This is a genomic window from Tunturibacter empetritectus, assembly GCF_040358985.1.
Classification (GTDB): domain Bacteria; phylum Acidobacteriota; class Terriglobia; order Terriglobales; family Acidobacteriaceae; genus Edaphobacter; species Edaphobacter empetritectus.
Genome location: NZ_CP132932.1, coordinates 3,020,962 through 3,047,176, shown reverse-complemented (window position 1 = coordinate 3,047,176; position 26,215 = coordinate 3,020,962). Strand labels below are relative to the sequence as shown.

Here is a 26,215-nt window from a genome sequence, read left to right as displayed (position 1 = left end):
CGTCCTTTTGTCACAATTTTATTTCAGGTGCAGGCAACGCTCTTCCTGGTTTATGTCGGTGACCGGTGCCGCGGTCGGCACGGAATAACGCCCTTTTGATAATAGAATAGATCCTCATGCGGATTCACAGTCTTGATGGTCTTCGGGCAGTCGCAGTGCTGGCGGTGATCCTGCATCATCATGAGATTCTGCGAGGCGGATGGGTTGGAGTCGATCTTTTCTTTGTGCTCTCTGGTTATCTGATCACACAGATCCTTCGCCGAGACCGGCTGTTGCCCCATTACTGGAAGCGTTTTTACATTAAACGCGCGACACGAATTCTTCCGCCAGTCCTGCTTCTGATTGCGTATGTTGCGATGGCCTTCAAACCGCGAACGCTTTCCGTTCTGGCGTACCTGGGGTTTATGGGCAATTTTGCCAGCGCTTCCAACTGGGTCATCCCAAACCTGATTATGTTGTGGTCGCTGGCGGTGGAGGAGCATTTTTACCTAATGTTTCCAATAGCGGTTCGCTACATGCAGCGGAGACATCTGAAGATTTTGTTACTGGGACTGCTACTGATTGAGCCGATGCTGCGGTTTCTTGCAACTCCTCACGTACGGGATTACGAGCAAATTTATTTCTTGACTCCATTTCACCTTGATGGCTTGGCTATGGGCTGCCTGCTGGCGATCTGGAGCGAGACGGAACGGGGAAAAGCGCTTCTGACTCGATGGTCAGGTACTACCCTTCTTGTCTCGTGGGCTTGGTTCACGTTGATGTCGCGGGCGTGGCCCCATGTCTTTGATCGCGAAGCGAATACGCAGATCTTCAATACCCTTGGCTACAGCCTTCTCGGTGTTTGTTGCGCCAGCCTGGTGGCTTACGTCCTGACGCATCCTGATGGCGCACTAAACCGCGCGCTATCGTGGAAGCCGCTCACCTTTATCGGCATCATCAGCTACGGCTTGTACCTCTGCCATCAGCCCGTCCGAAGCGCTTTTACAGGAGCGACCGGGTTGAGTTCCAGAGTGGCGTTCCCTATTACGCTATCACTCGCTATTCTCGTAAGTTGGATATCGTTCCGGTGGTTTGAAGCCCCTCTGATACGATGGGGCCACAAGCTTGCATCGGTATGGCGTGCCGACAGACTGGACACAACGGTGACGGTTGTGGATGCGTAGACGCGCAGCTATTTCCTAGATCGCACGATGATCATGCAGCGGGGGACTGCTTTCTTGCCAAAGAGAGAAGACGGATTTCTGAAACGAACTAACTGGCGTTGGGTGGTGTTAGTGGCTGTGCTGCTGAGTGGTGTAGTAGCGCGTACTTATCGACCCATTGCTGTTCCTGCCGGCTTTGATCAGGACGAAATATCAGAAGCGTACGAAAGCTATTCTCTGCTTAAGACGGGCGCCGACCGTTGGGGGTACCATCTTCCCGTTTATTTTGTTGGCTGGGGCTCAGGTCAAAACGTGCTTCAGGCCTACGCCACGGTGCCAGTCATTGCGCTTTTTGGGCTCTCGGGGTTTTCCGTACGCTTTTTCGATCTAGCGTGCGGACTTCTGACACTGCCTCTTTTCTACGCTGTGTGCCGCAGGAACTTTGGAGCACCATCCGCATTGCTAAGCACTATTTTCTTAGCGCTGTCCCCATGGCACATCATGGTTTCGAGGTGGGCGGTCGAATGTAACAGCTTGCCTTTCTTTGTTTTGCTCGGGATTTTCTGTTTTCAGGAGGCCCTTGAAAGAAGATCTGCCCTGCTGACCGCTATCTGTCTAATTCCGTTCGCGATTGCGTTCTACGTTTATGGAATCTCGCTAGTGGTTGTGCCAACTCTAATGCTCTTACTACTGGCTAAAGAGTTTCGACGAATAAAGGCTGATTGGCATATTTGGACAATTGGAGCTGCGGTGTTCCTCGCAATCTCTAGCCCTTTTATCTTCTTCGTGTGGAAAAACTATCTGGTAAAGAGAAGCTACGACTTTGAGAGGTATCTTCCGGTCTCCGTTCCATTAATTCCTGTGAATCGGTTGCATCAGTTATTGAAGCAGGAGAGCGTCATCTCCACTAATATTCACTTCCTGACGCATGCGTTGCAGGATCACACGACATGGAGCCAGGTGAAGCTGTCCCCTCCGATTCCTTTGACTGTGCTGGCGATGGCAGCAATTGGGATCCTCTTGACGATATCGCGGGCGATCCGATCGCGAAGAATCCCAAACCCGCTCGTTCTCTGGTTGGTGGCCGCTCTTCCTGTTTTCTTGATTGTGCCAATACAGATTAATGAAGCGATCAATGTTTACGCTCCGCTGCTTGCTCTTGCCGGCGCAGGGGCCATGGCTCTTTGGTACAAGCTGCGGCACGTGCGCCTGCGGCCGGTAATGGTGACCGTTTTCTGGTGTCTCTTCGCGTTCGAGTCAGGTTGGTTTCTGACCAGTTACTTTGGAAAGAGATACGCTGCGCAGAGTGCTCCTGACTTTCACCCCGAGATGAAGGAGGTTCTCGTAAGACTGCAGAACATCGCTCATCCAGAGGACACGGTTTTTCTTTGTAACCTTCTGCGGCTGAACTATGTGTATGTGCTCTATTACAACCGTATCGATCCAAAGCAGCTTCAAAATGCACACGCGACGTATGCGAACCCTGATTTTGCGCAGTATGTCTTTACCCGAATGAGGCTCGCACAACGAAGCGGACCGGTTACCTATGCCATCTATCTAGGTGAGACTCCCATTTGCGAGAACCCGTCGGAGGTTAGCGTGATTGGGATGTTCGAGACAGGTCGGTGCCTTGAGCCTTTACCGTTTATCGGTCCCGAAAATTCCCCCCTCTATTAGCCGATGACGCGGCGGAGGAAGCCCTTGATGCCTAGCCAGGTGAGGAGACAGAGAGAGGCTATCAGCATCCCTACGATTAGATAAGGGTTCATGTGTGGCAGCGTGGGGGTGAGGGCGGCGCGTAGTCCCTCGCTCATGTAGACGATGGGATTGATGAGAACGCCGATCTGAAGCCAGCGGATGTGAGTGAGCGCGGCCCAGGGATAGTAGACGCAGCCCAGGAACGTGATTGGGATGACGACCACGCCGAAGATGAGGCCGATCTGTTGCGGTTTGACGCTGGTGCCGATGGTGAGGCCGAGTGCGCCCGCTGTGAGGCTGGCAAGGGCTACAACAAGGATGAGGAATGGCCAGTTGCTGATATGGGTCGTAGGATGCGTCGCTGGGACGTAGTAGGCGAGCGGGTAGACGATGCAGGCGGCGATGACGCTCTGGACCGCGGAGAAGCAGATCTTTTCGATGGCGACGAAAGGCACCGGTAATGGACACATGACCCGGTCGTCGATCTCTCGGGTGATGCCGAACTCCTGCGCGAGAGGCAGCGCGACAGCGGCGATACCGGAGAACATGATGGCAACTGCCATGAGACCAGGCAGCAAAACTGTAGAGAAGGCGTTGCCGGCCATGGATGCTGTTGGATTCATGGCGGCGCCGGCGTTCATGTGTGGAATGACGTAGGTGAATACGAAGAGAAAGAGCAGCGGGTTCATGCAGACGCGGATGACGAAGGGGAAGAGTTCGCGACGTAGAACATGCAGATCACGGCGGAAGAGACCGACGAAGGCGCGAGTGTACTGCGTGAGCTTTGGGCTTTGAGTGCCTCTGGCGGATTGGCGATTCTGCGGCGTTCTCGGTTTTGCGGCTTCTGCCAGTTGGGTCATAGATATCTCAATCTTGGTACGGTGCTCCTAGGAAGCGCTCCTGGCTACTCGCGAAGGTCGCGGCCCGTGAGACGAATGAAGACGGTCTCGAGGCTGGTTTCAGTGATGGTGAGGTCGCGGAGTCCGTACGGGTTTGCCTCGCGAACAACGTCGGAGAGCAGGCCTTCGGCTCCGTGGGCAAGAACGCGAACGCCCTTGGGAGTGGGTTCTGCGCTGGCTACTCCGGTGAGTTGCTGGAGCTGTTGCACTAGGGTTGGGATGTTGTCCTGACTGCGTAGGTAGAGCTCGTAGACCTTCTGCGCGCCGACGGAGCCTTTGAGCGCTGTGGGGGTGTCCTGCACGAGGATCTTTCCATGGTCGATGATGGCAACGCGATCGCAGAGTTCGTCGGCCTCCTCCATGTAGTGGGTGGTGAGGACGACGGTAATTCCCTCTTCGCGGAGGTTGCGGACGGCGTCCCACATGGCGATACGGCTTTGCGGGTCGAGGCCGGCGCTGGGCTCATCGAGGAAGAGAACCTTGGGGCGGTGTGCGATGGCCCGGGCGATCTGGACGCGTTGAGCGAGACCTCCGGAGAGTTGCGCGGGATAGGCGCCGGCACGCTCGATGAGGTGGAACTGGGCGAGGAGTTGATTGGTGCGCTCTGTGGCCTCGGGGCCGGAGAAGCCAAAGTAGAGACAGTGGAAGTTGATGTTCTCGTAGATGGTGCAGGCTCGGTCGAGCGTGTTGTACTGGGGTACAACTCCGATGAAACGACGGGCCACCGCGGGGGTTTTGACGACATCGATTCCTGCGATGCGGACACACCCCGAGGTAGGCAGGGCGCGGGTTGTGCAGATGCTGATGGTGGTGGTCTTGCCCGCACCGTTCGGGCCGAGAAGTCCGAAGAGTTCGCCCTCGTGGACGCTGAGATCGATGCCGTCGACGGCGACGACTCGTTGCTTGCCTTCATAAATCTTCTGGAGGGCTTCGATCTCGACTATCACTTTGGCTTAGCTCCTTGTAGCTGCGATTATATGCAACGTGATGAAGCGCTCTGGGCGGGAAGTGATGGACTGTTTGCAACGTGAACAACTCACGCCCTCCGGTTGTTAGCGCTTTTAACCCTGCTACGTAACGCGAATGACAATCTTTCCGAAGTGCGAGGCCGACTCCATGTGAGCGAAGGCCTCGGCGGCATGAGAGAAGTGGAAGACCTTGTCGATGACAGGACGAAGTCCGGCTTTGGAGATGGCGGCGTTCATCTGCTCGAACATTACGCGGGAGCCTACGTAGATGCCCTGCACGCGAAGCTGCTTGTGAAGGATGGGCGTGAGGGCGACAGGATCCGGGGTGGCAGCGCCGGACAGTACGCCTATCTGCGCGATCGTGCCGCCAACGCGGGCTGCTCGCAGGGATTGACCGAAGGTGCCGCCGCCGCCGACTTCGATGATACGATCCGCTCCTTTGTTTGCGGTCGCCTCAGTGACCCATTTGGACCAATCGGGGCGCAGTTTGTAGTTATATCCTTCTTCCAGACCAAGGCTCCGGGCGCGGGATAGTTTTTCCTCACTCGAGGAGGTGCCGAGGACTCGGGCTCCGAGGAGCTTTGCGAATTGCAGCGCGAAGATTGAGACGCCGCCTGTGCCCTGGATGACTACGGTCTCTCCTGGATGTGTTGGATTGGTTGGGTCGCCGGCATGATGGAGGGCGTTCCACGCCGTGACGCCGGCGCAAGGCAGAGTGGAGGCTTCTTCGTAGGTTAAGTGCTCGGGGAAGCGAACGACTCCCTCATGGTCGAGGAGAGCGTACTCGGTGAGCATGCCGTCTACGTCTCCGCCAAGGGCAGCCTTTGATTTGTCGGCGGTGAGCGGCCCGTCGAGCCAACGCTGCATGAAGATGCCGCAGACGCGGTCGCCGGCTTCGACGTGAGTGACCCCTTCGCCCGTGGCAACCACCTCTCCCGCTCCATCGGAACAGGGAATGCGCGGGAGGGCCATCTTCGGGTTGTAAAGACCCTTGACCATCATGAGATCGCGGTAGTTAAGAGAGACGGCGTGAACTTTGATCAAAACCGTACCCGGGGTTGTTTGGGGAGTGGGTAGATCAATCTGCCGAAGTTTATCGATGCCAAATTGCTGGACCGGGAATGCGTACATTTGGAGCCTCTGGACAATGTTAGTTGTTGGTCAAAATTGGGATGCTGAAGGAAGAGGAAGTGGCAAACTATTTATATATTGATATGTCGCAGCGTAGAATTGGCAGTATGTCGCGAGGATGGGAGAGTAAATCCGTGGAAGAACAGCAAAATCAGGCTGCCGCTCCGAAACCTGTCACCGCAAACGATAATGCCGAGGTGGCAGAACGCAAACGTAGACGGCAGGCGTTGGAGTTGCAGCGAGAACGCATTCTGTCGGAGCGAACCTCAAGCCCGCATCGTCGGTCCGCGCTTACGATCGCGTTGGCGGATATCGAAGAAAAGCTCTCGGAGCTTGGGTGGTCGATCCACCTGTAGGCTTCGACTGCTGGCTGTGGCAGTTGTGCTCAGAGGGGCAGCGTCCTTCGCTGATTTGATCGGTCGCCGACCTTACAGTCTGGCCGACGTTTGACCGCTGGCGTGCAGAAGACCTCCATACTTGAAGAAGTTCATCGTTAGTGTTTCAGGAAATGAGAAAGGGCCGCGGTTGGCGGCCCTTTGGTTTTGTGCGAAACGAATTACTGTGGTGTTGCGGAGGGAGCGGGATCGGCGTCGGGGTTGCTCTGCTGAACCCCGATGGCGTCGCCTGAGACGACGAGATTGACGCGCCGGTTTTGGGCTCGGCCCTGCGAGGTAGCGTTGTCGGCTACAGGCTTGGCTTTGCCGTAACCGGTGGCCGTGATGTTATCCGGCTGGACGCCTTGAGTTTCCAGGAAGTCGCGAACGGCGTCGGCACGGTTCTCCGAAAGCTTCTGGTTGTACTGGTCGCTTCCCACGCTGTCGGTGTAGCCCTCGACCTGAAGCTTCAATCCAGGATAGGCCTGTAGAATTCCAGCCACCTTGGCCAGACTGATCTGGGTGTTGGTCTTGAGGGTATAGCGACCGGTGTCGAAGAGCACATCGGACATGTTGACGATGAGACCGCGGGCCGATTCGCTGGTGGCGAGGACGCTGTTCAGCTGAGCGCGAAGCCTCTCGCGAACGGCGTTGGCGTCGGTTGCGCTCTTGTTGGCAGCGGCGGCACGAGCCTGGGCTTCGGCAGCGGCGGCTTCGGCACGGGCGCGATCGGCATCGGCTTCCGCCTGGGCGGCGCGGGCGCGCTCGGCTTCAAGCTGAGACTGTTGAGCCTGAAGCTGCGACTGCTGGGCCTGCGCCTCTGCATCTCGCTTGGCGTTGTCAGCGTTCAGTTGGCGCTCAGCCGCTTGCTTGCGCAGAGTGACGAGACGGGCATCTTCAGCACGCTGTACAGCCTGGCGCGCGAAGGTGATCTCCATTTTGCGATCACCCTTCTTGTTCTGATCGATGTCGGTAGCGTTGCGAAGGTCCTGCATCGCCTCGGCCATAATGTCGGGAGCGTATTTGTCGGCTCCCGCGGCCTGCGCTATGCGGATGGCGTTGTTGGCCTGATAGAGCTCAAGCGGTGATCGTTCATCCCTGGTAATTGGGTTCAGGTTCGACCTGGAACCATCCGTCTGGGCATATGCGCCGCGCGCCAGCAGGGAGTAGTGCGCATTCACTTTTTCGAGAACACCGGTGGTTTTATCGTTGAGGATCACGTTCTGCAGCACGACGACGTCGCTTGGCTGCGTTACCGAGAAGTAAGGCTCGGCGGTGACGATCATGCCAAAGGACTGCAGGGCGGTAGTCACTTCAATGTTGTTCTTGTTGTTCGCAGGAAGCACCTCGCCCAGGTTGTTGGGGCGGCCATCCGGGGTGATCGCCCACAAGACGTAGGTCAGGTACTCGGGTCCAAAGCCATTGGCTGGGGTTAGCCCCTGGAACCGGGCTGAGATGTGAATTCCACCACGCTCACTGGTGACTTTGGCCTCTCCCTTGGCGAACGGAAGAAGGGGCGTTCCCTTGAAGCCAATATTGGTCGAACCGCTGCGATGGAGATAGTTCACCGCATCGAGGTCGCGCTGGACGACCTTCACGCGGTAGAGATAGATCCCGTTATCCTGCTTCTTGATGTCATTCGCGTCCTGTGGGGGATTTGTCTGGGAGGTCGGGTTAGGTTCCTGCGCGTCAAGCTTTGCAGATCCAGCTGCGAAATATCCGAGAATCCCAGCAGAAAACACCAGGGCAGTAAAGACGTTCTTGGTGCGATTCATTCACGATCTCCTTGCCAAATACTAGTTAGTGGCACAGGCGCAGAACTTCTCTTGCGTCTGGCGGCTTTACATATGCGATGCGCAGGACTGGGTAAAGGGTGTCCGGCAGCGCGTTCCCCGAGGCACTCCTCAAAAGAATACACAAACACAACACTCAGAAAACAGGCAAGTTGCAGACACCCGGCTACGCATGACCTGCCGGACGAACGACGGCCCCCCACGAAGGAGGGCCGCTGGTATCGTCTGGTGCTATGCGCTGTGCTGATGTTGTGGCGTGGTCTTATGCACGAAGTGATAGGGAGGCCAGGGGCCGGAGAGCTGCATGCGGCAGTCTTTGAGCTCGAGCGTGGCGGAGGTGTACTTGTTCTGATAGCGCTCCACGGTCTTGTTGTCGATCAGGTGGGCGATATCGAGAAGCATCTTTCCGGTGTCCATGCGTTTGCAGGTGATCTCTTCGGCCAGCGGCAGGAACATGCGGTGCATCTGGATGGAGAGGGCGCGAGCCTTCGACTGACGCTCGCGTTGGCGGCTGGCGCTCTCGCGCAGGCTGGTCAGATACTGCTGGCCGACGGTCATGTCGCGAGCTGAGTTGCCGGGGCAGATGTCGTCGACGAGGACTTTGAGATGCATCTCGGCCTTACCACGGAGGCGTTCGACATTGGCCTGGAAGTGTCGCTGATTGGAGCGGACAGAGCGGCGCAGGGCGTCGTCATCCTGGAAGGTGGTGCCGAAGCGGAAGGGCAGAACGGTGGAGAGCTTGAAGCAGTCTGCGACGACACGTGCATGGTCTTTGGCGGCCTGCTGGTCGAGTCGGGCGGTGTCTTCGGGGCTATGCTCGGAGACAATCACTGCTAAATCACTGGCGGGAAACAAGAACGTCTGGTTCCCGAAGAGTCCCGAGACATTCGTCAGGGGCATCGGGCGGCGGTGGCGACAAAGCTCCGGAAATGCTTGTCTCTCTGCGACGCAATACGCGTACCATGCCATAGCTTTTATCCTTCCGAGCGCGCTGAGGGGTCTAACTGCCCCATCAGGAAGTTGGTTATGTAACTCAAACCGATACGGAAATTTTGGAGGAACTCTTCATTTCAATAGGTTTTTGGTTCTGAGAAGCAGGCGATTTTACCGCGAACTCCGCCGAACCGAAACGGATAGTATGCCTATTGAAGTACGGTTGGCAACACTTTCTTCGCCGAAAAGATGCACTATTTCATGGGCACGTCATCTTCTGGTCAGGAGATCGGATGAGAGGTCGGACCAACGAACATAGCCCTCGACTGGCTGAGGCCAGAGACACGAAATCTACACCTCTGGGGAAGTCCTGTCCCGGTTTGGTGGGGGAGGTGCCGAGGTCGGCCAGGACGGAGGATCCGATGGACTTATCGGCCTCGGAGCAGATCTTCAGGGCTGGAGATGCCTACCAGACGCAATACTTTTCCAATGACACGAACAACGGGTAGCACATTTACCTCATGGCTGTCTCGACTTGCGTCTACGCTACGCTATTTTTAAGGGATGAGCTCAAACTACCAATTGAATCCCGGCAAATGGCGCGGTAAGTGGTACAGCCTGTTTGCCTTGAGCCTGATTACAGGCGTCGTGTTTCAGCAGACAGCGATGGTATGGGCCCAGAGTGCACCGGCAAAACCGGCACCTGACGTAATCGTATTTACCAATGGCGATCAGCTGACGGGAACCCTTGAGCGGGCGACAGGCGACTCTTTTGTCTTCAAGAGCGATGTGGTCGGCGAGATTACGGTTACGGCGGACAAGATCAAAGAGCTGCACACCGGGGGTAAGTTCGTGGCCCTCAAGAACGGCGAAAAGGTGACGCGTACCTCGAAGACGCCCGCAGGGATCACGTATCAGGACAGCGTCATCACCTTGGCGGATGAGTCCTCCTCGCGCGTGGTGGATACGGTGCCGGTGAAGGATCTTGCAGTCCTGATCGATGGAGCGACCTACTCCAAAGAGGTGACTGGCAATCCGGGCATCTTCCAAGATTGGACCGGGGGAGTGTCCGGCGGAGTGACGCTGATCGAATCCACACAGATTGGGCGGACATTCACTGCGGCAGTCAACCTGATACGCCTGGTCCCTTCAGTCGAGTTTTTGCCGGCCCGGACGCGTGACACGATCAACCTGCTCGAGACTTATGGCAAGTTGACCCAACCCGTGATTCCCCAGACCACGCCTCCTACCCCTGATTCGGTGGCGAAGACGAATATCTTTCATGCGGACGCAGAGCACGACAAGTACCTCACGCCTCGACTCTTTGGTCTGGTTGGCTTGTCCTACGACCATAACTATGCGCAAGGCCTGAACCTGCAGCAGATCTATGGTGCTGGTATCGGCTACACCGTGTTTAAAACGCCAGTTCAGGAGTTCGACGTCAAGGCAGATTTGCACTATGAGAGGCAAAACTTTGTGCCGCCGAGTGTGAGTACAGATCTGATCGGATCAAGCTTTACTGAGCTGTATCATCGCGTCCTGCCGAGGAAGATCCTCTTCACGGAGAGCGGAACGTTTATTCCGTCGTGGAACGATCCGAGCATCTACTCAGCGATCTTCGAAGCTGGTTTGCAGATGCCTACCTACAAACGGCTAAGCGTCAGTCTCAGCCTGCAGGATAACTATCTGAGCAATCCGGCGTTTGGCTATAAAGACAATAGCTTCCAGTTTGTGACTGGCGTTACCTACTCGCTGAAGTAGCCATCGTTCACGATCACGGCCTCGACGTAGCTGCTGCGTCGAGGCCGTTCCTTTTTAATTCTTCGAGGACTGCTTATGGCGCTGGCGCGTCAAGGATCTGGGTGACGGGGCCGGGGAGCTCCTTGTCGGCGTTCTTTAGAAGCAGGCTAACCTGCCACATCTGGGTATCGGAGAGGACATGCTTATAGGAGGGCATACCGGAGAGGCGGATGCCGTTGGCGACCTTCCAGTAGGTCTCACCGGCCTCATCGTCGCTGACGCCGACTACTTCGCTATTCGAGTGCTTCTTCCAGAGCTGGGGAGCTGAGGGAAACATGGATTTAGCAAAGGGCACATCTCGACCGGGAGTGCCGTGACAGCTCGCACACTCCGTCCGATAGACGTGTGCTCCGGACTCGAAGACATCCTCGCTGGTGCCGAAGGGAGGGGTCTTGGACTCGCGTTCGATGCGGGCGTTGAGGGGAACCTTGACGATCTGTTTTTCGAACGGCAGGGGTGCGTCAGCCACCGCGACGGGCAGCGGTCCGAACTTGAGGTAAGCGAAGAGTCCCAAGGCAACGGCGACGATACCGATCAGAAAACCGAGAACGACTTTGCCAAAACCTCCGTTGCTGCTGCCTTTTTTCGCCATCTTGAGCAAACTCCTTTAGGGTGAAGGCCGCTTTGAGGGGCGGCGGATGTTCTAATAAGGGATGGCCGCAGTTGGGGTTCCAGCCAGCGGATCTTGAGTTCCACAATAGCAAAGCCAAGCTTGTGCAGGAGTAATCGTTGATGTTCGGTTTTCGTTCGAGTGTAAAGAAGGTAGCAGGATTGTTGCTGGTGGGGCTGATGGCCAGCGGAGTTGCAGCACAGGCGCAAGTGACGCGCAGGACGCGGCGAGAGTCGAGCGCAAACCGCAAGGCTCGCATTGCGAGGACGACGGCAGAGACCTACGACCACCGGTATGAAGTTGCGGGTGGTGGAGGGTACATGCGGTTCAAAGCCGGATCTTCGCTGCAGAAGAGCAATGAAGTGACGTTCTGGGGGTCGGGAACGTACTTCCTGAATCCGAAGCTGGGAATCATCGGTGAAGTTCGCGGGGCGTATGGGAATGCGAAGATCGGGAACAACCTTGGTTCGCCCGTGACCCTGCCCTTCAATCCGCAGATCTCGGAGTATCCGTTCCTGGGCGGAGTGGCGTACAGGGTGTATGCGAAGGAGAAGGTTGCGGTGACGGTGACGGGCGAGGGCGGAGCAGCGCTGGGCAAGTTCGACGGCGGCGCCAAGGGCTTTCAGTCGAAGGACATTGGGGTGTGGCAGGATGCGACCAAGCCGGCCTTTGCTCTGGGCGCCAACTTCGATTACAACTTCTATCCGAACATCGCGTTCAGGGTCTCGCCAACCTACGTGGGTACATTCTTCCGGCTGGATCCGCTGGATCTGACGCATGGGCCGCAGAGCACGATCCAGAACAACTTCGGGGTGAACGTTGGCCTGGTGTACAGGTTCGGAAAGATCAAGTGAGCGTTGGGCAATTTTGAACGGGTGCGGCAAAAGACTTCGCTGCACCCGTTTTGCTTTGCGATGATTTGATTCCGAGTGTGGGTGAAGACAAGACGCATTCGGCCAGAGATGCCGCAGCGCAAGTAAAATGCGGTAGCAGCGGAATGATCCGTAGGAGGCAGTTCGTAATGGCGACGATCAGGCAGGACGACTTTATCCGGAGTGTGGCGGACGCGCTGCAGTACATCAGCTTCTACCATCCGGTGGACTACATTACGAACTTGGCACGAGCCTACGAGATGGAGCAGAGCCACGCCGCGAAGGATGCGATGGCGCAGATTCTTATCAACTCGCGCATGTGCGCGGAGGGACATCGGCCGATCTGCCAGGACACGGGAATTGTGACAGCGTTCGTGAAGGTCGGGATGGAGGTTCGTTGGGAGCCCGGCATCGGCGGCATGATGTCGATGCAGGAGATGGTCGATGAAGGCGTGCGCGAGGCATGGCGGAATGCCGATAACGTGTTGCGGCCGAGCATTCTGGAAGACCCTGCGTTTACGCGGAGAAACACAGGCGACAATACTCCGGCGATGGTGGTCGTCGAGTTGGTGGAGGGCGGCGAGGTTGACGTTACGGTGGCGTCGAAGGGAGGAGGATCGGAGGCGAAGAGCAGGTTTGCGATGCTGAATCCTTCTGACTCGGTGGTGGACTGGGTGCTGAAGACGGTGCCGGGGATGGGCGCGGGGTGGTGCCCTCCTGGGATGCTGGGGATTGGGATCGGAGGAACTGCGGAGAAGGCGATGGTGATGGCGAAGGAGTCGCTAATGGACCCGATCGATATGCAGGAGCTGATCGCACGGGGAGCAAAGACGAAGATCGAAGAGCTGCGGATCGAGCTATATCACAAGGTCAATCGACTGGGCATTGGGGCGCAGGGGCTGGGCGGATTGACGACTGTGCTTGATGTTAAGATCATGGACTTCCCGACGCATGCGGCTAATCTGCCGGTCGCGATGATTCCGAACTGCGCGGCGACGCGGCATCTGCACTTCCATCTTGATGGCAGCGGGCCGGTGATGGTCGATCCGCCGAAGCTGGATGCGTGGCCGAAGCTGGAGTACGACGTACACACGGCGCGACGGGTTGATCTGAATACTGTGACGCACGAGGACGTGAAGACGTGGAAACCGGGTGAGGTACTTCTGCTCTCGGGCAAACTGCTGACCGGGCGCGACGCGGCACACAAGCGAATGACTGACATGCTGACGCGGGGCGAGAAGCTTCCGGTCGACTTCAAGAACCGTTTTATCTACTACGTTGGGCCGGTGGAGGCGGTGCGCGACGAGGCCGTAGGACCTGCCGGGCCGACGACCGCAACGCGCATGGACAAGTTCACGCGGCAGATGCTGGCTGAGACCGGCCTGCTGGGAATGATCGGCAAGGCGGAGCGCGGGCCTGCCGGGATCGATGCCATTCGCGAGTTCGAGGCGGTGTATCTGATCGCGATTGGGGGTGCCGCTTACCTAGTCTCGAAAGCGATCAAGAGCTCCAAGATCTTGGCGTTCGCGGACCTCGGGATGGAGGCGATCTACGAGTTCGAGGTCCAGGATATGCCGGTGACCGTCGCGGTCGATACCAAAGGCACCAGCGTGCATACGACAGGACCGGAGGAGTGGTCGCGCAGGATCGCTGGGATTCCGATCCTGCAGTAGATTTTAGCTACGCCGGTTGCTGAGTGTAGCTGCGTTGCAGTTCGGCGTAACGTGATCTATCGAGGAGAAAGGTGTAATCGCCTCGCTTTTTATGAATGAGCCGGTAGCCCGCACGATGGAGCCTTACTATCGTCTTGTACGTCTGGCCAGGCCTGAGCCACGAGTGAAATTCGACGCATAACTGCCGGATCGGGATGCGTTGATCGAGGATCTGATGGACGATATCGAACTCAAATCCTTCGATATCCATCTTCAGCAGGTCGATGTAGGAGTCGTCGTTTGTACTCATGATCGTGCCAAGGTCATAACAGTCAAACCGGATAGTTTCGACGCCCTCCTGGACCACGGAATATGACCCTTCGGCAGCGTCTTTCGGCAGCGAAAACTCGATGGACCCGCTGTGAGCTGCAAGCCCGATGGGGAAGAACTTGATGTTCGTGATGTCAGACTTCTCCACGGTGGCTATGCCGGTTGGAGAAGGATCGAAGACAAGAACTGGCTCAGCCGCCATCTTTGCCAACGCCACTTCGAAGCTCATATCGAGACCGACGCCTGCACAGTAGATGACTCTAAGTGGCTCGCTGACGTTTATATACCAACCTCCACTATCTATATCGCCAACCGGACGAACGTCAGGAGAAGATGAGCAAAAGAGGCCGTCCGCGGTGGCGCGCGCTTTATTTCGAAGCTTCTCTACAAGTGTCATTGCATTGATTCTAGACGCTTCGGAAGACCGGAGGAAGTATTTAGGAGAGGCACCATGACGGTTTGTCTATGTTCTTAGGACATGCGTTCAAGGAAGAATTTTGCGACGTTTGAAGATCTGCCGTTTGTTTAGAAGATGCGAGACCATTGTTCATATAGCCGGCTTAGAGGGATGGTCGCGTAGAATTACTGGAATTCCAATTCCAGCAATGATTGAAGTGAAAGGCGTATTGGATGAGTGTTAGTTTTCGGGTAATTCCCCATTTTCTTTTATCGGCGGTAGCATTCCTTATATGTATGGCTTCCCCTTTAAGCGCACAACAAGCTGAGAAAGGTGCAGCAGGCTTACAGGACGTTGGCGCTCAGGCGATCCGCGCGATGCTGAAGCAAAGCCTTCTTGACTCTACAGTCGTCGTAGAGAAAACGGGCAAATCCTTGCCATCCAATGGAGCGTGGTCGGTTGGCAAAGATGCCCCCTCTTCTTGCCCGCAAACGTCAGATGCCTGCGTGCGGATTCTTTATCAAGTTTCAGAAGATGGGGTTTCCTGTAACTGGGTTGTACAGCTGATCGGCGACGGAAATGATGGCGTTATTTTGGAGCAAAATAAGGATGCGACGCGTTATTTCCTGCGGAGGCTCACTACCAGCCAGGCCGCCGATATAGTCCTAACACGAAAGCAGCCTATTTATCCCCCTCTCGCAGCGGCTGCTCATTTAAACGGATCCGTCGTTGTAAGAGCGGTTGTTTCAAGTTCAGGAGCGATCGAGAAAGCTCTTATAGTGAGTGGGCCTGAGATGTTGCGAACTAGCTCAATCGATGCGATACGCGGTTGGAGCTTCAAGCCGCTGATGGTTGGCACGGAGCCCGTTCGCTTCGAAACAGACGTTACCTTCGACTATAAGACGATGGGGCCATCGTCTTCCGGCAGGGTAACGAGTAACCCGTAGTCGCTTTGAACCCAGGGCCGGGACTTAGGAGATGCGGGACGGATGCTCTGCCGGAGGCATCGGCTTGGGCTTGCGGGTGAGGACAAAGCTGCGACGCTTGCGGCGTTTGTCGGAGGCGTGGTCGATCTTCTTCCAGAAGCCGATGAAGTAATCGACCGCGGAGATGATCGACACGATGGTCATCCAATAGATGGCAGTGACGGCGATGAAGTGAACGCCGACGATGTAACCGCCGCCCAGGTTTGGAAACCAGACCCAATAGTCCCAGCGGTGCGCAAGGATGGCCGCGACGACGGAGACGATCTGAATGACGGTCTTGAGCTTTCCGATCTCGCTGGCTTCGATGGTGAAGCCTTCGGCGGCGGCGATGCTGCGGAGACCCGAGACAAGGAACTCGCGGCCGATGACCAGGACCGCGATCCAGGGCGGCACCACGCGGGGGTTATAGGCCACGAGAATGATGTAGGCGGCGGTGACCATGAGCTTGTCCGCGAGTGGGTCGAGCAACATGCCCATTGTCGTGATCTGTTTGCGGCGGCGGGCGAGGTAACCGTCGAGTCCGTCGGTGATGGCGGCAAGGATGAAGACGATGCTGGCGATGATCTCCTGTTCGCCGCCGCGCAGACCCACGGCTCCGTGTCCGCCGGTGAAGGGGAAGGCGGCCGAGAGGATCCAGATGAGCAGAGGGACGCATGCGATACGGCTCATCGTGATGGAGTTGGGCAGGTTCATCGAGAGGTTACAGTGCGCATCGAGAGTACGCGACACAATAGCATTCTGCCACAGTAAGACGCGTGAAAGTGGGAAAGGCCAACGGCAGCCTGAGGTTGCGGGGCTACTCCTTGGCGGCTATCGACAAGATAGCGGAGGACTTTAGCGACCTACGCTGGCGTTTCGACGCCTCGGAGACCGCTATTCTTAACTCCCAAAATGGAGTTCTAAGTGCTTGAGTTTCAGATGCACCTCTAAGTTCCTTCGAAAACGCCGATAGAGAAATAGTTCGAGCGTTTCGATATGCCGATTCTTAGTGTCTTGCCGAGGACGATAGCCTTCTGCTCGCTAAGCCTAATGGCTGTGGCTGGGACGGCGCAGCAGTTTCAACAACCCCTGATGATTGCTACGGGGAGTTGGCCGTCTGGAGTTGTGGCCGCCGATGTGAACGGAGATGGCCGGGCTGACCTGATCTACACCGACTATGGCGCGACGGCGACCTCGTCAACGACTCATATCCTGCTGAGTAACGGGGATGGAACCTTCGCGCCCGGCCAGACACTGGCTACCGCGGGAGCTTCGATTGCGGTCGCAGACTTCAATCACGACGGGCATGTGGACCTTGCGTGGGTCTGGGGCGAGGTTGGGCTCGGAAAGGCTTATCTGGCGCTGGGGAATGGCGATGGAACCTTTAGGCCGGCGCAGGAGCTTGGGACCTTCGCCATTCTAGGAACGAATGCTCCTCAGTTCCGTTACGTGATGGGGGCGCAGCTCCACGATACGGCGTACCTGGACCTGTTGGTGGAGGATGCCTCGAACCCTTCGTTGATTACGCTGACGAGCGATGAGAGCGGAGTTCTGGTAAGGATCGTCGGAACGCGGCTGCCGGGCGGCGTTGGCCCGATGGCTACAGCGGATCTGAATGAAGACGGTCACACCGATCTGTTGATTCAGTCTGTCGTCGGTGGCGCGGTGGATGTCTTTCTTGGATCGACCGCTGGGCTGCTGACCCCTTTCGCGAGCTTTACCGGCTCAAGCGCGACGCGGAGCATGCTGCTGCATGACGTCGACGATGATGGACATCCCGACCTCGTGTTGGAGGGCGCCGATGGACGGATCGAGATCTTTCATGGACACGCCGATGGAAGTTTCTCGACCAGCCCTGAGGGCGGAAGTGGTAGCGCAGATGCGACGGCAGGTTTGGGGGGACACCTGGTCGCGGTGACGGATACCGCAGGGCGCCACAATTTTTATACGGCGACTCCTGCTGGCGTGAGTGTTCTGGTTGAGCAGAGCGATTTGAGTCTGACGCTGAAGGGGATCTACAACGCGGGGCCGGGACGGGCGAGCTTCGCAGCCGCGGACTTCAACGGCGACGGCGTGCTGGATTTGGCGGTGGATTCGCCTGAGGGAATCGCAGTTCTGTTGGGGAGTTCGGACGGAGGACTCGGGAGTTCCCGTGCGTTTTCGGCAGGACGACCGGCGCTGAGCGGGGCTTTGGGGGAGTTTAGCGGATCGGGCAATCTGGATGCGGTGGTAAATGTTTCGGCTTCGCAGGCGCTGTTGCTGCATGGGAGTGGAGACGGATCGTTCTCCTCAGCGACATCGACGAACGCGCCGGTGAGTGCGACCGCGGGGGGGCAGGTTGATGGCTTGCCGGGAGCTCCGCAGGGAGTGGGACTTGTTCAGACCGCATCAGTCGCGGTCGATCTCGACGGAGATGGCAATCAGGATGTGATCGCAGCGTACGACAACACGAGCGCTGATCACGCTCACCCGACGGCAGCCGTAGCAAACGCAATTTATCTCTGGTATGGAAACGCCGATGGAAGCTTCTCGACGCCTGTGGTGATGACGCCTTCACGAAACTTCTACCAGTTGGCTGCGATCGATTTAGACGGCGATGGGTGGCCGGACCTGGTGATGAGCGACGGGTACGTGGTGAGCGTGCAGGGAAATCTTGGACGGCGAATCTTTGGGGCGGAAGCGCACTTCCTTGCCGGTATGGGGATCAACTCAATCTCTGCCGGGGATGTGAACAAGGATGGATTTACGGATCTGGTTGTTGCCAACGGCGGAACGGTGATTGCGAACTCGGCGGTGGGGCCAACAACGCCTGCGAGCGACGATGTCGTTACCGGCGGGATCACGGTGCTGCTCAACACGATCAAAACAAACCCTACACACGCGGTGACGAGCATCCCGACCATGGTGGTCTTTACGATTTCGACGCCGTCGACGATCTACTTTGGGCAGACGGTCAGTGGGTCTGCAATAGTGACCGCGAGCGATGGCAGCACACCGACCGGGACGATCTCTTTTTTCGACGACACGACGAACATCTGCACGATCGCGGTTACCCAGGCAGCAAGCTGCCCCGCGAGTGCAGGCTCCGGATTCGCGATAGGGAGACATACGCTGTCGGCGGTGTACTCGGGCGATTCAACGCATCAGGGATCGACGTCCGCACCAGTGACGGTGACGGTGCTGCCACTGGCGCCGACAACGAATGCGTTCATTATTTCGGTGACCGGATCCCCGACGACGACGGTTGGCGGCACGATCAGCCTGCAGGTGACAGTGACTCCTCCGGCCGGGTATCTGCAGCCGGTGCAGTTGTCGTGCAGCGATCTGCCCTCGGAGGCGACCTGTGTCTTCGCTGCGTCAACGATTCCTGGAGGTGGCGGAACCACTACGCTGCACGTGAGCATGATGGCTCCCCGGTCCTGCGAGGTCGCGGACTCCCAGTCGCGGACGGCTGGTCTGCCGTTTGCGAGTACGACTCTGGCGACGCTGGTTGTTCTGCTCTTGCCGGGTACGCGGCGGCGGACGATTCGAAACTTGCTGGCGGCGGTGCTTGCAATCTGCGGAGCGGCTTCCCTGGCCGGATGCTCGGCCTGCACCGACCTCGGGACCAAGCCGGGCAGTTATACGATTCGAATTATTGGAACCGCTATAGGGCAGTCTGTTCAAGACGTATCCACCGAAGTGAAAGTGACAGTGCAAGAGTAGCTGTTCAGACCGGAGCCGTAGCAAGAGACAGCAAAAAGAGGCAGCCTTGTGAGCTGCCTCTCTCTTTGCCGTTGCAGGAACGTCAGGCGTAGATGCCGCGCTGCTTGGTGGTGTAGGCTACGCGATCGATTGCCAGCATGTAGGCCGCGATGCGGTTGTTGACGTTGTGGGTCTGGGCATAGGTGACGACGTCGTGGAAGCTCTCGGTCATGATGTTGTCGAGGCGCTGGTTGACCTCGGCCTCGGTCCAGAAGTAGCCCATGCGATCCTGCACCCACTCGAAGTAGCTGGTGGTGACGCCGCCGGCGTTGGCGAGGATGTCGGGAATGATGAAGACGCGCTTGTCGGCGAGGATCTCGTCGGCAATGGTGGTCGTGGGGCCATTGGCGCCTTCACAGAGAATCTTGCAGCGGATGCGGTCGGCGTTGCGGCTGGTGATGACGTTTTCGGTTGCTGCGGGAATAAGGATCTCGCAGTTGTAGGTAAGCAGATCGTGCTTGTCGACAGCCTCGGCCTCGGTAAAGCCTGTGATGGTGCCGGCGCGCTTGCGGTGCTCGATGAGGGCGTGGATGTCGATGCCGTTCGGGTTGTAAAGTGCGCCGTCATACTCGGCGATCCCGATGACGGTGTAACCCTTCTGTGCGAGCAGCTTCGCGGAGTTCGAGCCGACGTTGCCGAAGCCCTGAACGATGACTCGGCAGCCGTCGATGGACATGCCGAGATGCTTGATGGCCTCATCGCAGACGACGGAGACGCCGCGGCCAGTGGCCTCTTTGCGTCCACGCGAGCCGCCGAGGTTGACGGGCTTGCCGGTGACGACGGCGTTGACGGTCTGCCGCATGTGCATGGAGTAGGTGTCCATGATCCAGGCCATGGTCTGCTCGTCGGTGCCCATGTCTGGCGCGGGAACGTCTTTTTCGGGTCCAATGAACTCGATGAGTTCGGCGGTGTAGCGACGGGTCATGCGTTCGAGCTCACCCTGGGACATCTTTTTGGGATCGCAGATGACCCCGCCCTTGGCTCCGCCGAAGGGAATGTTGACGACGGCGCACTTCCAGGTCATCCAGGAGGCGAGGGCGCGGACTTCGTCGAGAGAGACGTCGGGGGAGTAGCGGATGCCGCCTTTGGCGGGGCCACGGGCAACGGAGTGCTGCACACGATAGCCGGTGAAGACTTCAATGGAGCCGTCGTCCATGCCGACAGGGATGTGGACGATGAGTTCACGGGAGGGGTAGCGGAGGACCTTCCAGATGCCTTGATCGAGATTGAGTTTTTTTGCGGCGAAGTCGAATCGAGCGGCCTGGGCTTCCCAGGGGTTAGTCTCCTGCTCGAGCGTAAGGGTCTGCATTTTTACGTTCCTTTGTTCTGTTGCTGGTATCAGCGATTCTCCGGCCATCTTTTGCCTCACAAGAAGCAGGATACAGCTTGTGCCAGACCGGTCTGTGGCCAAACTCGAGGAGTATAGGCTCGCGAAACGACGATGTGCAATGAAACCAATGGGGGAGGACCGCCGTAGTCAAGGTTAGCCGATTCGACCTAAAACCTGCATAAAGACGCATTTATGATGGAGGAAGCCATGCCTTCCTTCAACTCCAACTCCCTCCCCTCTGCTAGTGAATTTCTGAAATTAAGCCGCAAACACTCGCTCGTGCCCGTTTATCGCACGGTGACGGCAGATCTCGAGACTCCCGTCTCGGCATTTCTGCGGATTGCCTCCGAGGAGCCAGAGGCGTTTCTGCTGGAATCGGTCGAAGGTGGCGAACATGTTGGGCGTTACACCTTCATCGGCATTCAACCTTATAAAAAGATGGTGGCCCGGGGGACGCACATTACCGTTCGCGAGGGGCGACGGGAGAGCGCGTTCGAGGGGGATATCTTCGAGGAGCTGAAGCGGGCGCTGAGTGGGCATACTCCGGTGCGGTTGCCGGGACTGCCTCCGTTTACGGCTGGGGCGGTGGGGTTCTTTGCGTATGACGTCGTGCGGCAGATTGAGAAGCTGCCCTCGCTGGCGAAGGATGAGTTGGGGGTGCCGGATGCCTGCCTGATGTTCTTTGATCAGGTGCTGGCCTTCGACCATGTGAAGAAGGAGATTCACCTGATGGTGACGGCGGACCTGACGCGTGAGGCCCGCGAGGGTGCGTATGAACGGGCGGTTCAAAGGCTGAACAAGATGGAGAGGCGACTGGCGGAGGCACTGCCGGTGCTTCGGAAGAAGAAGCCTGAGGGGAAGTTGAAGATTACTTCGCGGACTCCTCGGCTGAAGTTTCTAAAAGCGGTGGAGAAGGTAAAGGAATACATCGCTTCGGGGGATGTGTTTCAGTGTGTGCTGTCGCAGCGATTTGATTGTGTGCCGGGGGTGGATGCGTTTGAGATTTATCGGGCGCTGCGGATTGTGAATCCTTCGCCGTATATGTATTTTTTGCGGTTTGGGTTGGATGACGCCGCTGGGGCTGGGTTGAAACCCACGTCTGCAAAAGCGAGACGTGGGGCATCCGGTTCTGTGCCGCCACAATCTTCTGTGGCGCATATTGTAGGGTCTTCGCCGGAGCTGCTGGTGAGGGTGCATGGGCGCGAGGTGGAGTATCGGCCGATTGCCGGGACGCGGCCGCGGGGTGTGGATGAGGTGAAGGATCGGGCGATGGAGGCGGATCTTCGCGCAGATGAGAAGGAGGTGGCCGAGCACATTATGCTGGTCGACCTGGGGCGGAACGATGTGGGGCGAGTGAGTGAGTTTGGGTCGGTGAAGGTGAAGGATCTGATGTTTGTGGAGCGGTACAGCCACGTGATGCATATGGTGAGTTCGCTGGAGGGTAGGCTAAAGGCGGGGTTGGGGGCGCTGGATGCGTTTCGTGCGTGCTTCCCTGCCGGGACGCTGAGCGGTGCGCCGAAGATTCGGGCGATGGAGATTATTGAGGAGTTGGAGCCGGCTCGGCGTGGGGTTTATGGGGGGAGTGTGCTGTATGCGGACTTCAGCGGGAATCTGGATTCTTGCATTGCGATTCGAACGCTGTATATGAATGGAGAGCAGGGACACTTTCAGGCGGGGGCGGGGATTGTGGCGGATTCGGTGCCGGAGAAGGAGTTTGAAGAGTGTGGGAATAAGGCGCGGGCGGTGGTAAGGGCGATTGAGCGGGCAAGAGGTGTTTAGGGGTATGTGGTTGAGTCGCGTCGTTCACTACTAGAGTCGATTGTCAAGGTTGCCGATAACCCCGTTTGTTGGGTGGCTATGAGAAACTGGTTTTCGGAACGAGGAACTCGTGAGCGAACAAAATAGGGACGGCTCTCTGCAGACTGAGGAAGCACTGACTAGCTCACTACATACAAGCGCAGGCACAAGAGAGAGAGCTGAGACACCATTGGAGGCGCTGTCCTCTATCTGTGTAGTTCTGGTTGCGGGGCTCTTTGTTATGAACTTCGTCTTCCAGAACTTCGTGATCCCTTCCGGCTCGATGGAGAAAACGCTTCTGATCGGCGATCACGTTCTCGTAGATCGAATCACCTTCGCGCCGCCTATCGGGTGGGCTCCCTTTGTCCACTATCGCGAGCCGCAGCGCGGTGACGTGATCGTCTTTTACAAGCCGAATCCTGAGACGCCTGACCTCATCTTGGTAAAACGCCTCATTGGGGTTCCTGGTGACCGCATTCACCTTATACATGGGGTCGTTTACCTTAACGGAGTCGCTCAAAACGAGTCTTACGCGGCAATGCCGAAATTTTCGGCCGATCCAGATGACGAATACAGTCCTGCGCGTGATGATTTTCCAACACGGGGCACGCCACCTGGCTCCTTTGAAGTCTGGTCCCAGGCATTACCTTCGCATGTACAAGGCGGTGATCTGGTAGTGCCACCGGGGAATTTCTTTGCCATGGGCGATAACCGCGAGCATAGCGCAGATGGGCGCTTCTGGGGCTTCGTTCCACGAGGCAATATCCTCGGGCGACCACTCTTCAACTATTGGTCTTTCGAAGCGACTGCAGCCCAGATGGACGCACAAGGGGCCAGCTTGGGCGCTCGTGCCAGCTCATTTTTCACGACCGCTTTGCACATATTGAATAAGACCCGATGGAGCAGAACTGGTCATCTGATACGCTAGGCTCCCGCAAAGTCGCGTCGTCGGCAATCTCGCCGATGAAGCTGCCGACAACCCCGTTTTAAGGATGCCTCTACATAGCCACGAAAGCTGACAGCAGACTGCCATACCAACCGGCTAAAACTAGATGTTTATCCGCTGCAAAGCCCACCGAGGCGAGACCGAACTGCTTTGCATCATCCCGCATGACAATCTTGTATCCGTCTGCGCTGTCCTCTGCCCGACAAGCCAAGCATCCAGGACCACATCCTTTAGGCTCCCGTCGGAAACTGTTCTGGAGATTAATAAGATTCTCTTGGGTCGCATGACAGCTTGCTCCAGCGTGATTTTGTGGGCATTTGTGACTGAAAGGACCTTGGCTTCCTCGCGTACCAATGATTGAACTTCACTAGATGTCATAGATTCGATTTTGCCGGACGACCGAGGCTCCCGGAAAGTCGGGTTATCGGCAAGTTCCTACTAAGCATCGACAATAGCGCACTGTCTGGAGCGTAGAATTTAAGGATTGCTATGGTCTTTGTTCTGGATAACTACGATTCGTTTACTTACAACCTGGTGCAGTATATGGGTGAGCTTGGGGCCGAGATGATGATTCGGCGCAACGATGAGCTGACGCCGGAGGAGGTTGAGGCGCTGCGGCCGGAGAGGATTTTGATCTCGCCGGGGCCTTGTACGCCGCAGGATGCGGGGATCTCGATGGAACTGATCAAGCGCTTTGCCGCGCTCGGGGAGGTGGGTGGGCGGAGGGTGCCGATTCTTGGGGTGTGCTTGGGGCATCAGGCGATTGGGGCGGCGTTTGGGGGCAATGTGATTCGCGCGCCGAAGCTGATGCACGGCAAGACGAGCGAAGTGGAGCATGATGGGAAGACGATCTTTGCGGGGATACCGTCGGCGATGACGTGTACGCGGTACCACTCGCTGATTGTGTCGGAGGAGGGGCTGCCGGAGGAGCTGGAGGTGTCGGCGCGGACGGCTGATGGGGAGACGGGCGTGAGCACGATCATGGCGCTTCGGCATCGCGAGTTGCCGATTGAAGGCGTGCAGTTTCATCCGGAGAGCGTGCTGACGGTGCATGGGAAGCAGATCATTCAAAATTTTCTGAAGATGTAGGGTGGGTGCGATGGTGTGTCGGCTGATGGTTGTGTTCGCGATGGGGTGTGGAGTGGCGCGAGCGCAACAGCCGATCGGGGTGGTTGGGATTCAGAACGCCAACGTTGCGGGGGCACTTGAGGTCAGCAACGGTCAGGCGATTCTGGTGGGGAATACAACCGTCACGGCGAGAGATCACACGGCTGAGATTGAGTTGAAGCGAGGCGGCACAGTGCGGGTGTGCGCGACCAGTGGGCTGCATGTGACCGCTGGTCAGGGAATGGCGGGTCAAGGAGCGACTGGCCAGCAGCCGTTGATGCTTGCGCTGGATCGTGGGGCGATTGAGGTGCAGATGGCCGCGACGACGCACGATATGGTGTTAACGCCGGACCTGCGTTTTACGATGCGGGGAGACGGGCCGCTCGACCTGCAGCTACGCGTGACGAGGAACGGCGATACGTGCGTTGAAAATCGTGGGACGCAAGCGCCCGTACTAAACATCGCAGACCAGTTTGGTGAGACAAGTTACGTACTGAACCCCGGGCAGCATGTACTCTTCGAACATGGCAGCTTGAAAGAGGTGGTTGACCACGAGAGTTCGTCGTGTGGCTGCCCTCCAGAGCCTGCTCCGGCACCTGCGATGACGGTTGCCGACGCACTTTTGAACCCAGGTGACGCTTCAAAGACTACAGCGGAACAGCATCCCTTCCCTGCCGCCGTGAGCGCCGGATTGGCTCCAGTCGCGGTGCCGCAGGCTCCTACAGGAGATCTGCATGAGCAGGTTGCCGCGACCCTCAGCTCTGGTGAGGGAGCGGATAGCCTGACATCGGCTGCTTCGCCGGATCCAAAGGGAAAGACCGGCGAAGCAACTACGAAGGCGTCCGCGCAGACTCCACCCCCGCCCAATTCACCACCGCCAACGTCTCCTCGTCACGGTTTCGCGCACACTCTGGGCCGGTTCTTTCGCAAGATCTTTGGCGACTGATCAGAAGCCCGCGTCAATAGGCGCAACGAAGCAGGAAACATGCTCTCTGAGCTACAATTATAGGGTTGTGGGGCTGACGGCAGAGATGCCGATGCCTCCACAAAAATTCTCAGTACAGCTGAATTCAGCACAGATCAGGGGTTTTCTTTTATGTCGATTCCCGCAACGCAGATGCGCCCGGGCATGATTATCAAGTACAGGGACGATCTTCACCTGGTGTTCTCGGTAGAACATCGCACCCCCGGCAACCTCCGCGCGTTCATCCAGGCAAAGCTTCGCAATGTGCGCACTGGCGCGATGTTCACGGAACGCTTTCGCTCGCCTGACCCGATTGAACGCGTCTACGTGGACGAGGTGAAGATGGAGTTTCTGTACAACGACGGCGATGAGTACTACTTTATGGATGACAAGTTTGAGCAGACCATGTTGAAGCGCGAGACCCTGGGCGATGCCGTAGATTATCTGCTGCCGAATCTCTCGATCAGTGTCAGCTTTCATGATGGCAAGGCAGTCGGCATCGAGCTTCCGGGAGTCGTCGAGATGACCGTGATGGAAACCGAGCCGGGAATCAAGTCGGCGACAGCGTCGTCGGTCTCCAAGCCAGCAAAGCTCGAAACAGGGCTCGTCGTGCAGGTGCCCGCTTTCATTAATGAAGGCGAAAAGATTCGCGTGGACACCGCAGAAGGCGCCTATATGAGCCGGGCGTAATAACTTCATTCCTGGAGATGGCGGAGTCACCAGCTCCGCCTTTACTTTCGTCTGCTGCGCCTTGCATGGGGGT

22 protein-coding genes are annotated in these 26,215 nt (G+C 57.4%); 13 read left to right on the top strand and 9 right to left on the bottom strand.

The window, feature by feature from the left end; genetic code table 11:
- Positions 1-116: 116 nt before the first annotated feature.
- Positions 117-1,163: an acyltransferase family protein gene (locus tag RBB75_RS12605; RefSeq protein WP_179637025.1), complete on the top strand. Its 1,047-nt coding sequence runs from the start codon at positions 117-119 to the stop codon at positions 1,161-1,163.
- 27 nt (positions 1,164-1,190) lie between these two features.
- Positions 1,191-2,819 carry a glycosyltransferase family 39 protein gene (locus tag RBB75_RS12600; protein WP_179637023.1) on the top strand — a complete coding sequence of 543 codons (1,629 nt, stop codon included), beginning with the start codon at positions 1,191-1,193 and terminating at the stop codon, positions 2,817-2,819.
- Here the strand turns inward: RBB75_RS12600 and RBB75_RS12595 are convergent.
- From RBB75_RS12595 to RBB75_RS12585, 3 genes are all read right to left on the bottom strand, one after another.
- The gene (locus tag RBB75_RS12595; protein ID WP_179637021.1) at positions 2,816-3,700 is read right to left on the bottom strand and encodes an ABC transporter permease; all 885 of its coding nucleotides are present in this window, start codon (positions 3,698-3,700) and stop codon (positions 2,816-2,818) included. The genes RBB75_RS12600 and RBB75_RS12595 overlap by 4 nt on opposite strands.
- Positions 3,701-3,744: 44 nt before the next feature.
- On the bottom strand, positions 3,745-4,686 hold the full coding sequence (locus RBB75_RS12590; protein WP_179637019.1) for an ABC transporter ATP-binding protein: 942 nt from the start codon (positions 4,684-4,686) through the stop codon (positions 3,745-3,747).
- 123 nt (positions 4,687-4,809) lie between these two features.
- Positions 4,810-5,838, bottom strand: a complete 1,029-nt coding sequence (locus RBB75_RS12585) for a zinc-dependent alcohol dehydrogenase family protein (RefSeq protein ID WP_353068264.1) — start codon at positions 5,836-5,838, stop codon at positions 4,810-4,812.
- A 41-nt stretch (positions 5,839-5,879) separates the two neighbouring features.
- Here RBB75_RS12585 and RBB75_RS12580 point away from each other — a divergent pair, with 41 nt between their 5' ends.
- Positions 5,880-6,194, top strand: coding sequence for a hypothetical protein (locus tag RBB75_RS12580; RefSeq protein WP_257030851.1), 315 nt, complete (start codon positions 5,880-5,882; stop codon positions 6,192-6,194).
- 200 nt (positions 6,195-6,394) lie between these two features.
- Here RBB75_RS12580 and RBB75_RS12575 read toward each other — a convergent pair whose 3' ends face one another.
- Positions 6,395-7,987 carry an OmpA family protein gene (locus RBB75_RS12575; protein WP_353068263.1) on the bottom strand — a complete coding sequence of 531 codons (1,593 nt, stop codon included), beginning with the start codon at positions 7,985-7,987 and terminating at the stop codon, positions 6,395-6,397.
- Positions 7,988-8,236: 249 nt separating this feature from the next.
- The gene (locus RBB75_RS12570; protein ID WP_179637013.1) at positions 8,237-8,974 is read right to left on the bottom strand and encodes a GvpL/GvpF family gas vesicle protein; all 738 of its coding nucleotides are present in this window, start codon (positions 8,972-8,974) and stop codon (positions 8,237-8,239) included.
- Between the two features lie 528 nt (positions 8,975-9,502).
- On the opposite strand from RBB75_RS12570, the gene RBB75_RS12565 reads away from it, so the two are divergent.
- Positions 9,503-10,699: a DUF481 domain-containing protein gene (locus tag RBB75_RS12565; RefSeq protein WP_179637011.1), complete on the top strand. Its 1,197-nt coding sequence runs from the start codon at positions 9,503-9,505 to the stop codon at positions 10,697-10,699.
- 73 nt (positions 10,700-10,772) lie between these two features.
- On the opposite strand, the gene RBB75_RS12560 is transcribed toward RBB75_RS12565, so the two are convergent.
- Entirely contained in the window at positions 10,773-11,330 is a 558-nt protein-coding gene (locus tag RBB75_RS12560) for a c-type cytochrome (protein ID WP_179637009.1), read from the bottom strand.
- A gap of 140 nt (positions 11,331-11,470) precedes the next feature.
- On the opposite strand from RBB75_RS12560, the gene RBB75_RS12555 reads away from it, so the two are divergent.
- Positions 11,471-12,202, top strand: coding sequence for an outer membrane beta-barrel protein (locus tag RBB75_RS12555; protein WP_179637007.1), 732 nt, complete (start codon positions 11,471-11,473; stop codon positions 12,200-12,202).
- 167 nt (positions 12,203-12,369) lie between these two features.
- Positions 12,370-13,893 (top strand): fumarate hydratase, encoded by a 1,524-nt coding sequence (locus RBB75_RS12550; RefSeq protein ID WP_179637005.1) that lies wholly within the window; start codon positions 12,370-12,372, stop codon positions 13,891-13,893.
- A 7-nt stretch (positions 13,894-13,900) separates the two neighbouring features.
- Here RBB75_RS12550 and RBB75_RS12545 read toward each other — a convergent pair whose 3' ends face one another.
- Positions 13,901-14,431, bottom strand: a complete 531-nt coding sequence (locus RBB75_RS12545; RefSeq protein WP_353068262.1) for an FkbM family methyltransferase — start codon at positions 14,429-14,431, stop codon at positions 13,901-13,903.
- 401 nt (positions 14,432-14,832) lie between these two features.
- Here RBB75_RS12545 and RBB75_RS12540 point away from each other — a divergent pair, with 401 nt between their 5' ends.
- Positions 14,833-15,546 (top strand): energy transducer TonB, encoded by a 714-nt coding sequence (locus RBB75_RS12540; protein ID WP_179637001.1) that lies wholly within the window; start codon positions 14,833-14,835, stop codon positions 15,544-15,546.
- Positions 15,547-15,570: 24 nt separating this feature from the next.
- On the opposite strand, the gene pgsA is transcribed toward RBB75_RS12540, so the two are convergent.
- Positions 15,571-16,278 carry a CDP-diacylglycerol--glycerol-3-phosphate 3-phosphatidyltransferase gene (gene pgsA / locus RBB75_RS12535; RefSeq protein ID WP_353070390.1) on the bottom strand — a complete coding sequence of 236 codons (708 nt, stop codon included), beginning with the start codon at positions 16,276-16,278 and terminating at the stop codon, positions 15,571-15,573.
- 282 nt (positions 16,279-16,560) lie between these two features.
- Here pgsA and RBB75_RS12530 point away from each other — a divergent pair, with 282 nt between their 5' ends.
- On the top strand, positions 16,561-19,269 hold the full coding sequence (locus RBB75_RS12530; RefSeq protein WP_353068261.1) for an FG-GAP-like repeat-containing protein: 2,709 nt from the start codon (positions 16,561-16,563) through the stop codon (positions 19,267-19,269).
- 82 nt (positions 19,270-19,351) lie between these two features.
- Here RBB75_RS12530 and RBB75_RS12525 read toward each other — a convergent pair whose 3' ends face one another.
- Entirely contained in the window at positions 19,352-20,617 is a 1,266-nt protein-coding gene (locus RBB75_RS12525) for a Glu/Leu/Phe/Val family dehydrogenase (protein ID WP_353068260.1), read from the bottom strand.
- A 213-nt stretch (positions 20,618-20,830) separates the two neighbouring features.
- Here RBB75_RS12525 and trpE point away from each other — a divergent pair, with 213 nt between their 5' ends.
- From trpE to efp, 5 genes are all read left to right on the top strand, one after another.
- Positions 20,831-22,417 (top strand): anthranilate synthase component I, encoded by a 1,587-nt coding sequence (gene trpE, locus RBB75_RS12520; RefSeq protein WP_434557134.1) that lies wholly within the window; start codon positions 20,831-20,833, stop codon positions 22,415-22,417.
- Between the two features lie 109 nt (positions 22,418-22,526).
- Positions 22,527-23,363, top strand: coding sequence for a signal peptidase I (gene lepB / locus RBB75_RS12515; RefSeq protein WP_373563108.1), 837 nt, complete (start codon positions 22,527-22,529; stop codon positions 23,361-23,363).
- Between the two features lie 507 nt (positions 23,364-23,870).
- The gene (locus tag RBB75_RS12510) at positions 23,871-24,470 is read left to right on the top strand and encodes an anthranilate synthase component II (RefSeq protein WP_179636992.1); all 600 of its coding nucleotides are present in this window, start codon (positions 23,871-23,873) and stop codon (positions 24,468-24,470) included.
- A gap of 1 nt (position 24,471) precedes the next feature.
- Positions 24,472-25,434 (top strand): nuclease, encoded by a 963-nt coding sequence (locus RBB75_RS12505; protein ID WP_179636990.1) that lies wholly within the window; start codon positions 24,472-24,474, stop codon positions 25,432-25,434.
- Positions 25,435-25,584: 150 nt separating this feature from the next.
- On the top strand, positions 25,585-26,142 hold the full coding sequence (efp, locus tag RBB75_RS12500; protein WP_179636988.1) for an elongation factor P: 558 nt from the start codon (positions 25,585-25,587) through the stop codon (positions 26,140-26,142).
- Positions 26,143-26,215: the final 73 nt, after the last annotated feature.

Bases quoted from the DNA above. Each gene is read 5' to 3' on its own strand.
- RBB75_RS12605 (WP_179637025.1), top strand. From the start codon at position 117: ATGCGGATTCACAGTCTTGATGGTCTTCGGGCAGTCGCAGTGCTGGCG.
- RBB75_RS12600 (WP_179637023.1), top strand. From the start codon at position 1,191: ATGATCATGCAGCGGGGGACTGCTTTCTTGCCAAAGAGAGAAGACGGA.
- RBB75_RS12595 (WP_179637021.1), bottom strand. From the start codon at position 3,700: ATGACCCAACTGGCAGAAGCCGCAAAACCGAGAACGCCGCAGAATCGC.
- RBB75_RS12585 (WP_353068264.1), bottom strand. From the start codon at position 5,838: ATGTACGCATTCCCGGTCCAGCAATTTGGCATCGATAAACTTCGGCAG.
- RBB75_RS12580 (WP_257030851.1), top strand. From the start codon at position 5,880: ATGCTGAAGGAAGAGGAAGTGGCAAACTATTTATATATTGATATGTCG.
- RBB75_RS12575 (WP_353068263.1), bottom strand. From the start codon at position 7,987: ATGAATCGCACCAAGAACGTCTTTACTGCCCTGGTGTTTTCTGCTGGG.
- RBB75_RS12570 (WP_179637013.1), bottom strand. From the start codon at position 8,974: ATGGCATGGTACGCGTATTGCGTCGCAGAGAGACAAGCATTTCCGGAG.
- RBB75_RS12565 (WP_179637011.1), top strand. From the start codon at position 9,503: ATGAGCTCAAACTACCAATTGAATCCCGGCAAATGGCGCGGTAAGTGG.
- RBB75_RS12560 (WP_179637009.1), bottom strand. From the start codon at position 11,330: ATGGCGAAAAAAGGCAGCAGCAACGGAGGTTTTGGCAAAGTCGTTCTC.
- RBB75_RS12555 (WP_179637007.1), top strand. From the start codon at position 11,471: ATGTTCGGTTTTCGTTCGAGTGTAAAGAAGGTAGCAGGATTGTTGCTG.
- RBB75_RS12550 (WP_179637005.1), top strand. From the start codon at position 12,370: ATGGCGACGATCAGGCAGGACGACTTTATCCGGAGTGTGGCGGACGCG.
- RBB75_RS12545 (WP_353068262.1), bottom strand. From the start codon at position 14,431: ATGAGCTTCGAAGTGGCGTTGGCAAAGATGGCGGCTGAGCCAGTTCTT.
- RBB75_RS12540 (WP_179637001.1), top strand. From the start codon at position 14,833: ATGAGTGTTAGTTTTCGGGTAATTCCCCATTTTCTTTTATCGGCGGTA.
- pgsA (WP_353070390.1), bottom strand. From the start codon at position 16,278: ATGAACCTGCCCAACTCCATCACGATGAGCCGTATCGCATGCGTCCCT.
- RBB75_RS12530 (WP_353068261.1), top strand. From the start codon at position 16,561: ATGCCGATTCTTAGTGTCTTGCCGAGGACGATAGCCTTCTGCTCGCTA.
- RBB75_RS12525 (WP_353068260.1), bottom strand. From the start codon at position 20,617: ATGCAGACCCTTACGCTCGAGCAGGAGACTAACCCCTGGGAAGCCCAG.
- trpE (WP_434557134.1), top strand. From the start codon at position 20,831: ATGATGGAGGAAGCCATGCCTTCCTTCAACTCCAACTCCCTCCCCTCT.
- RBB75_RS12510 (WP_179636992.1), top strand. From the start codon at position 23,871: ATGGTCTTTGTTCTGGATAACTACGATTCGTTTACTTACAACCTGGTG.
- efp (WP_179636988.1), top strand. From the start codon at position 25,585: ATGTCGATTCCCGCAACGCAGATGCGCCCGGGCATGATTATCAAGTAC.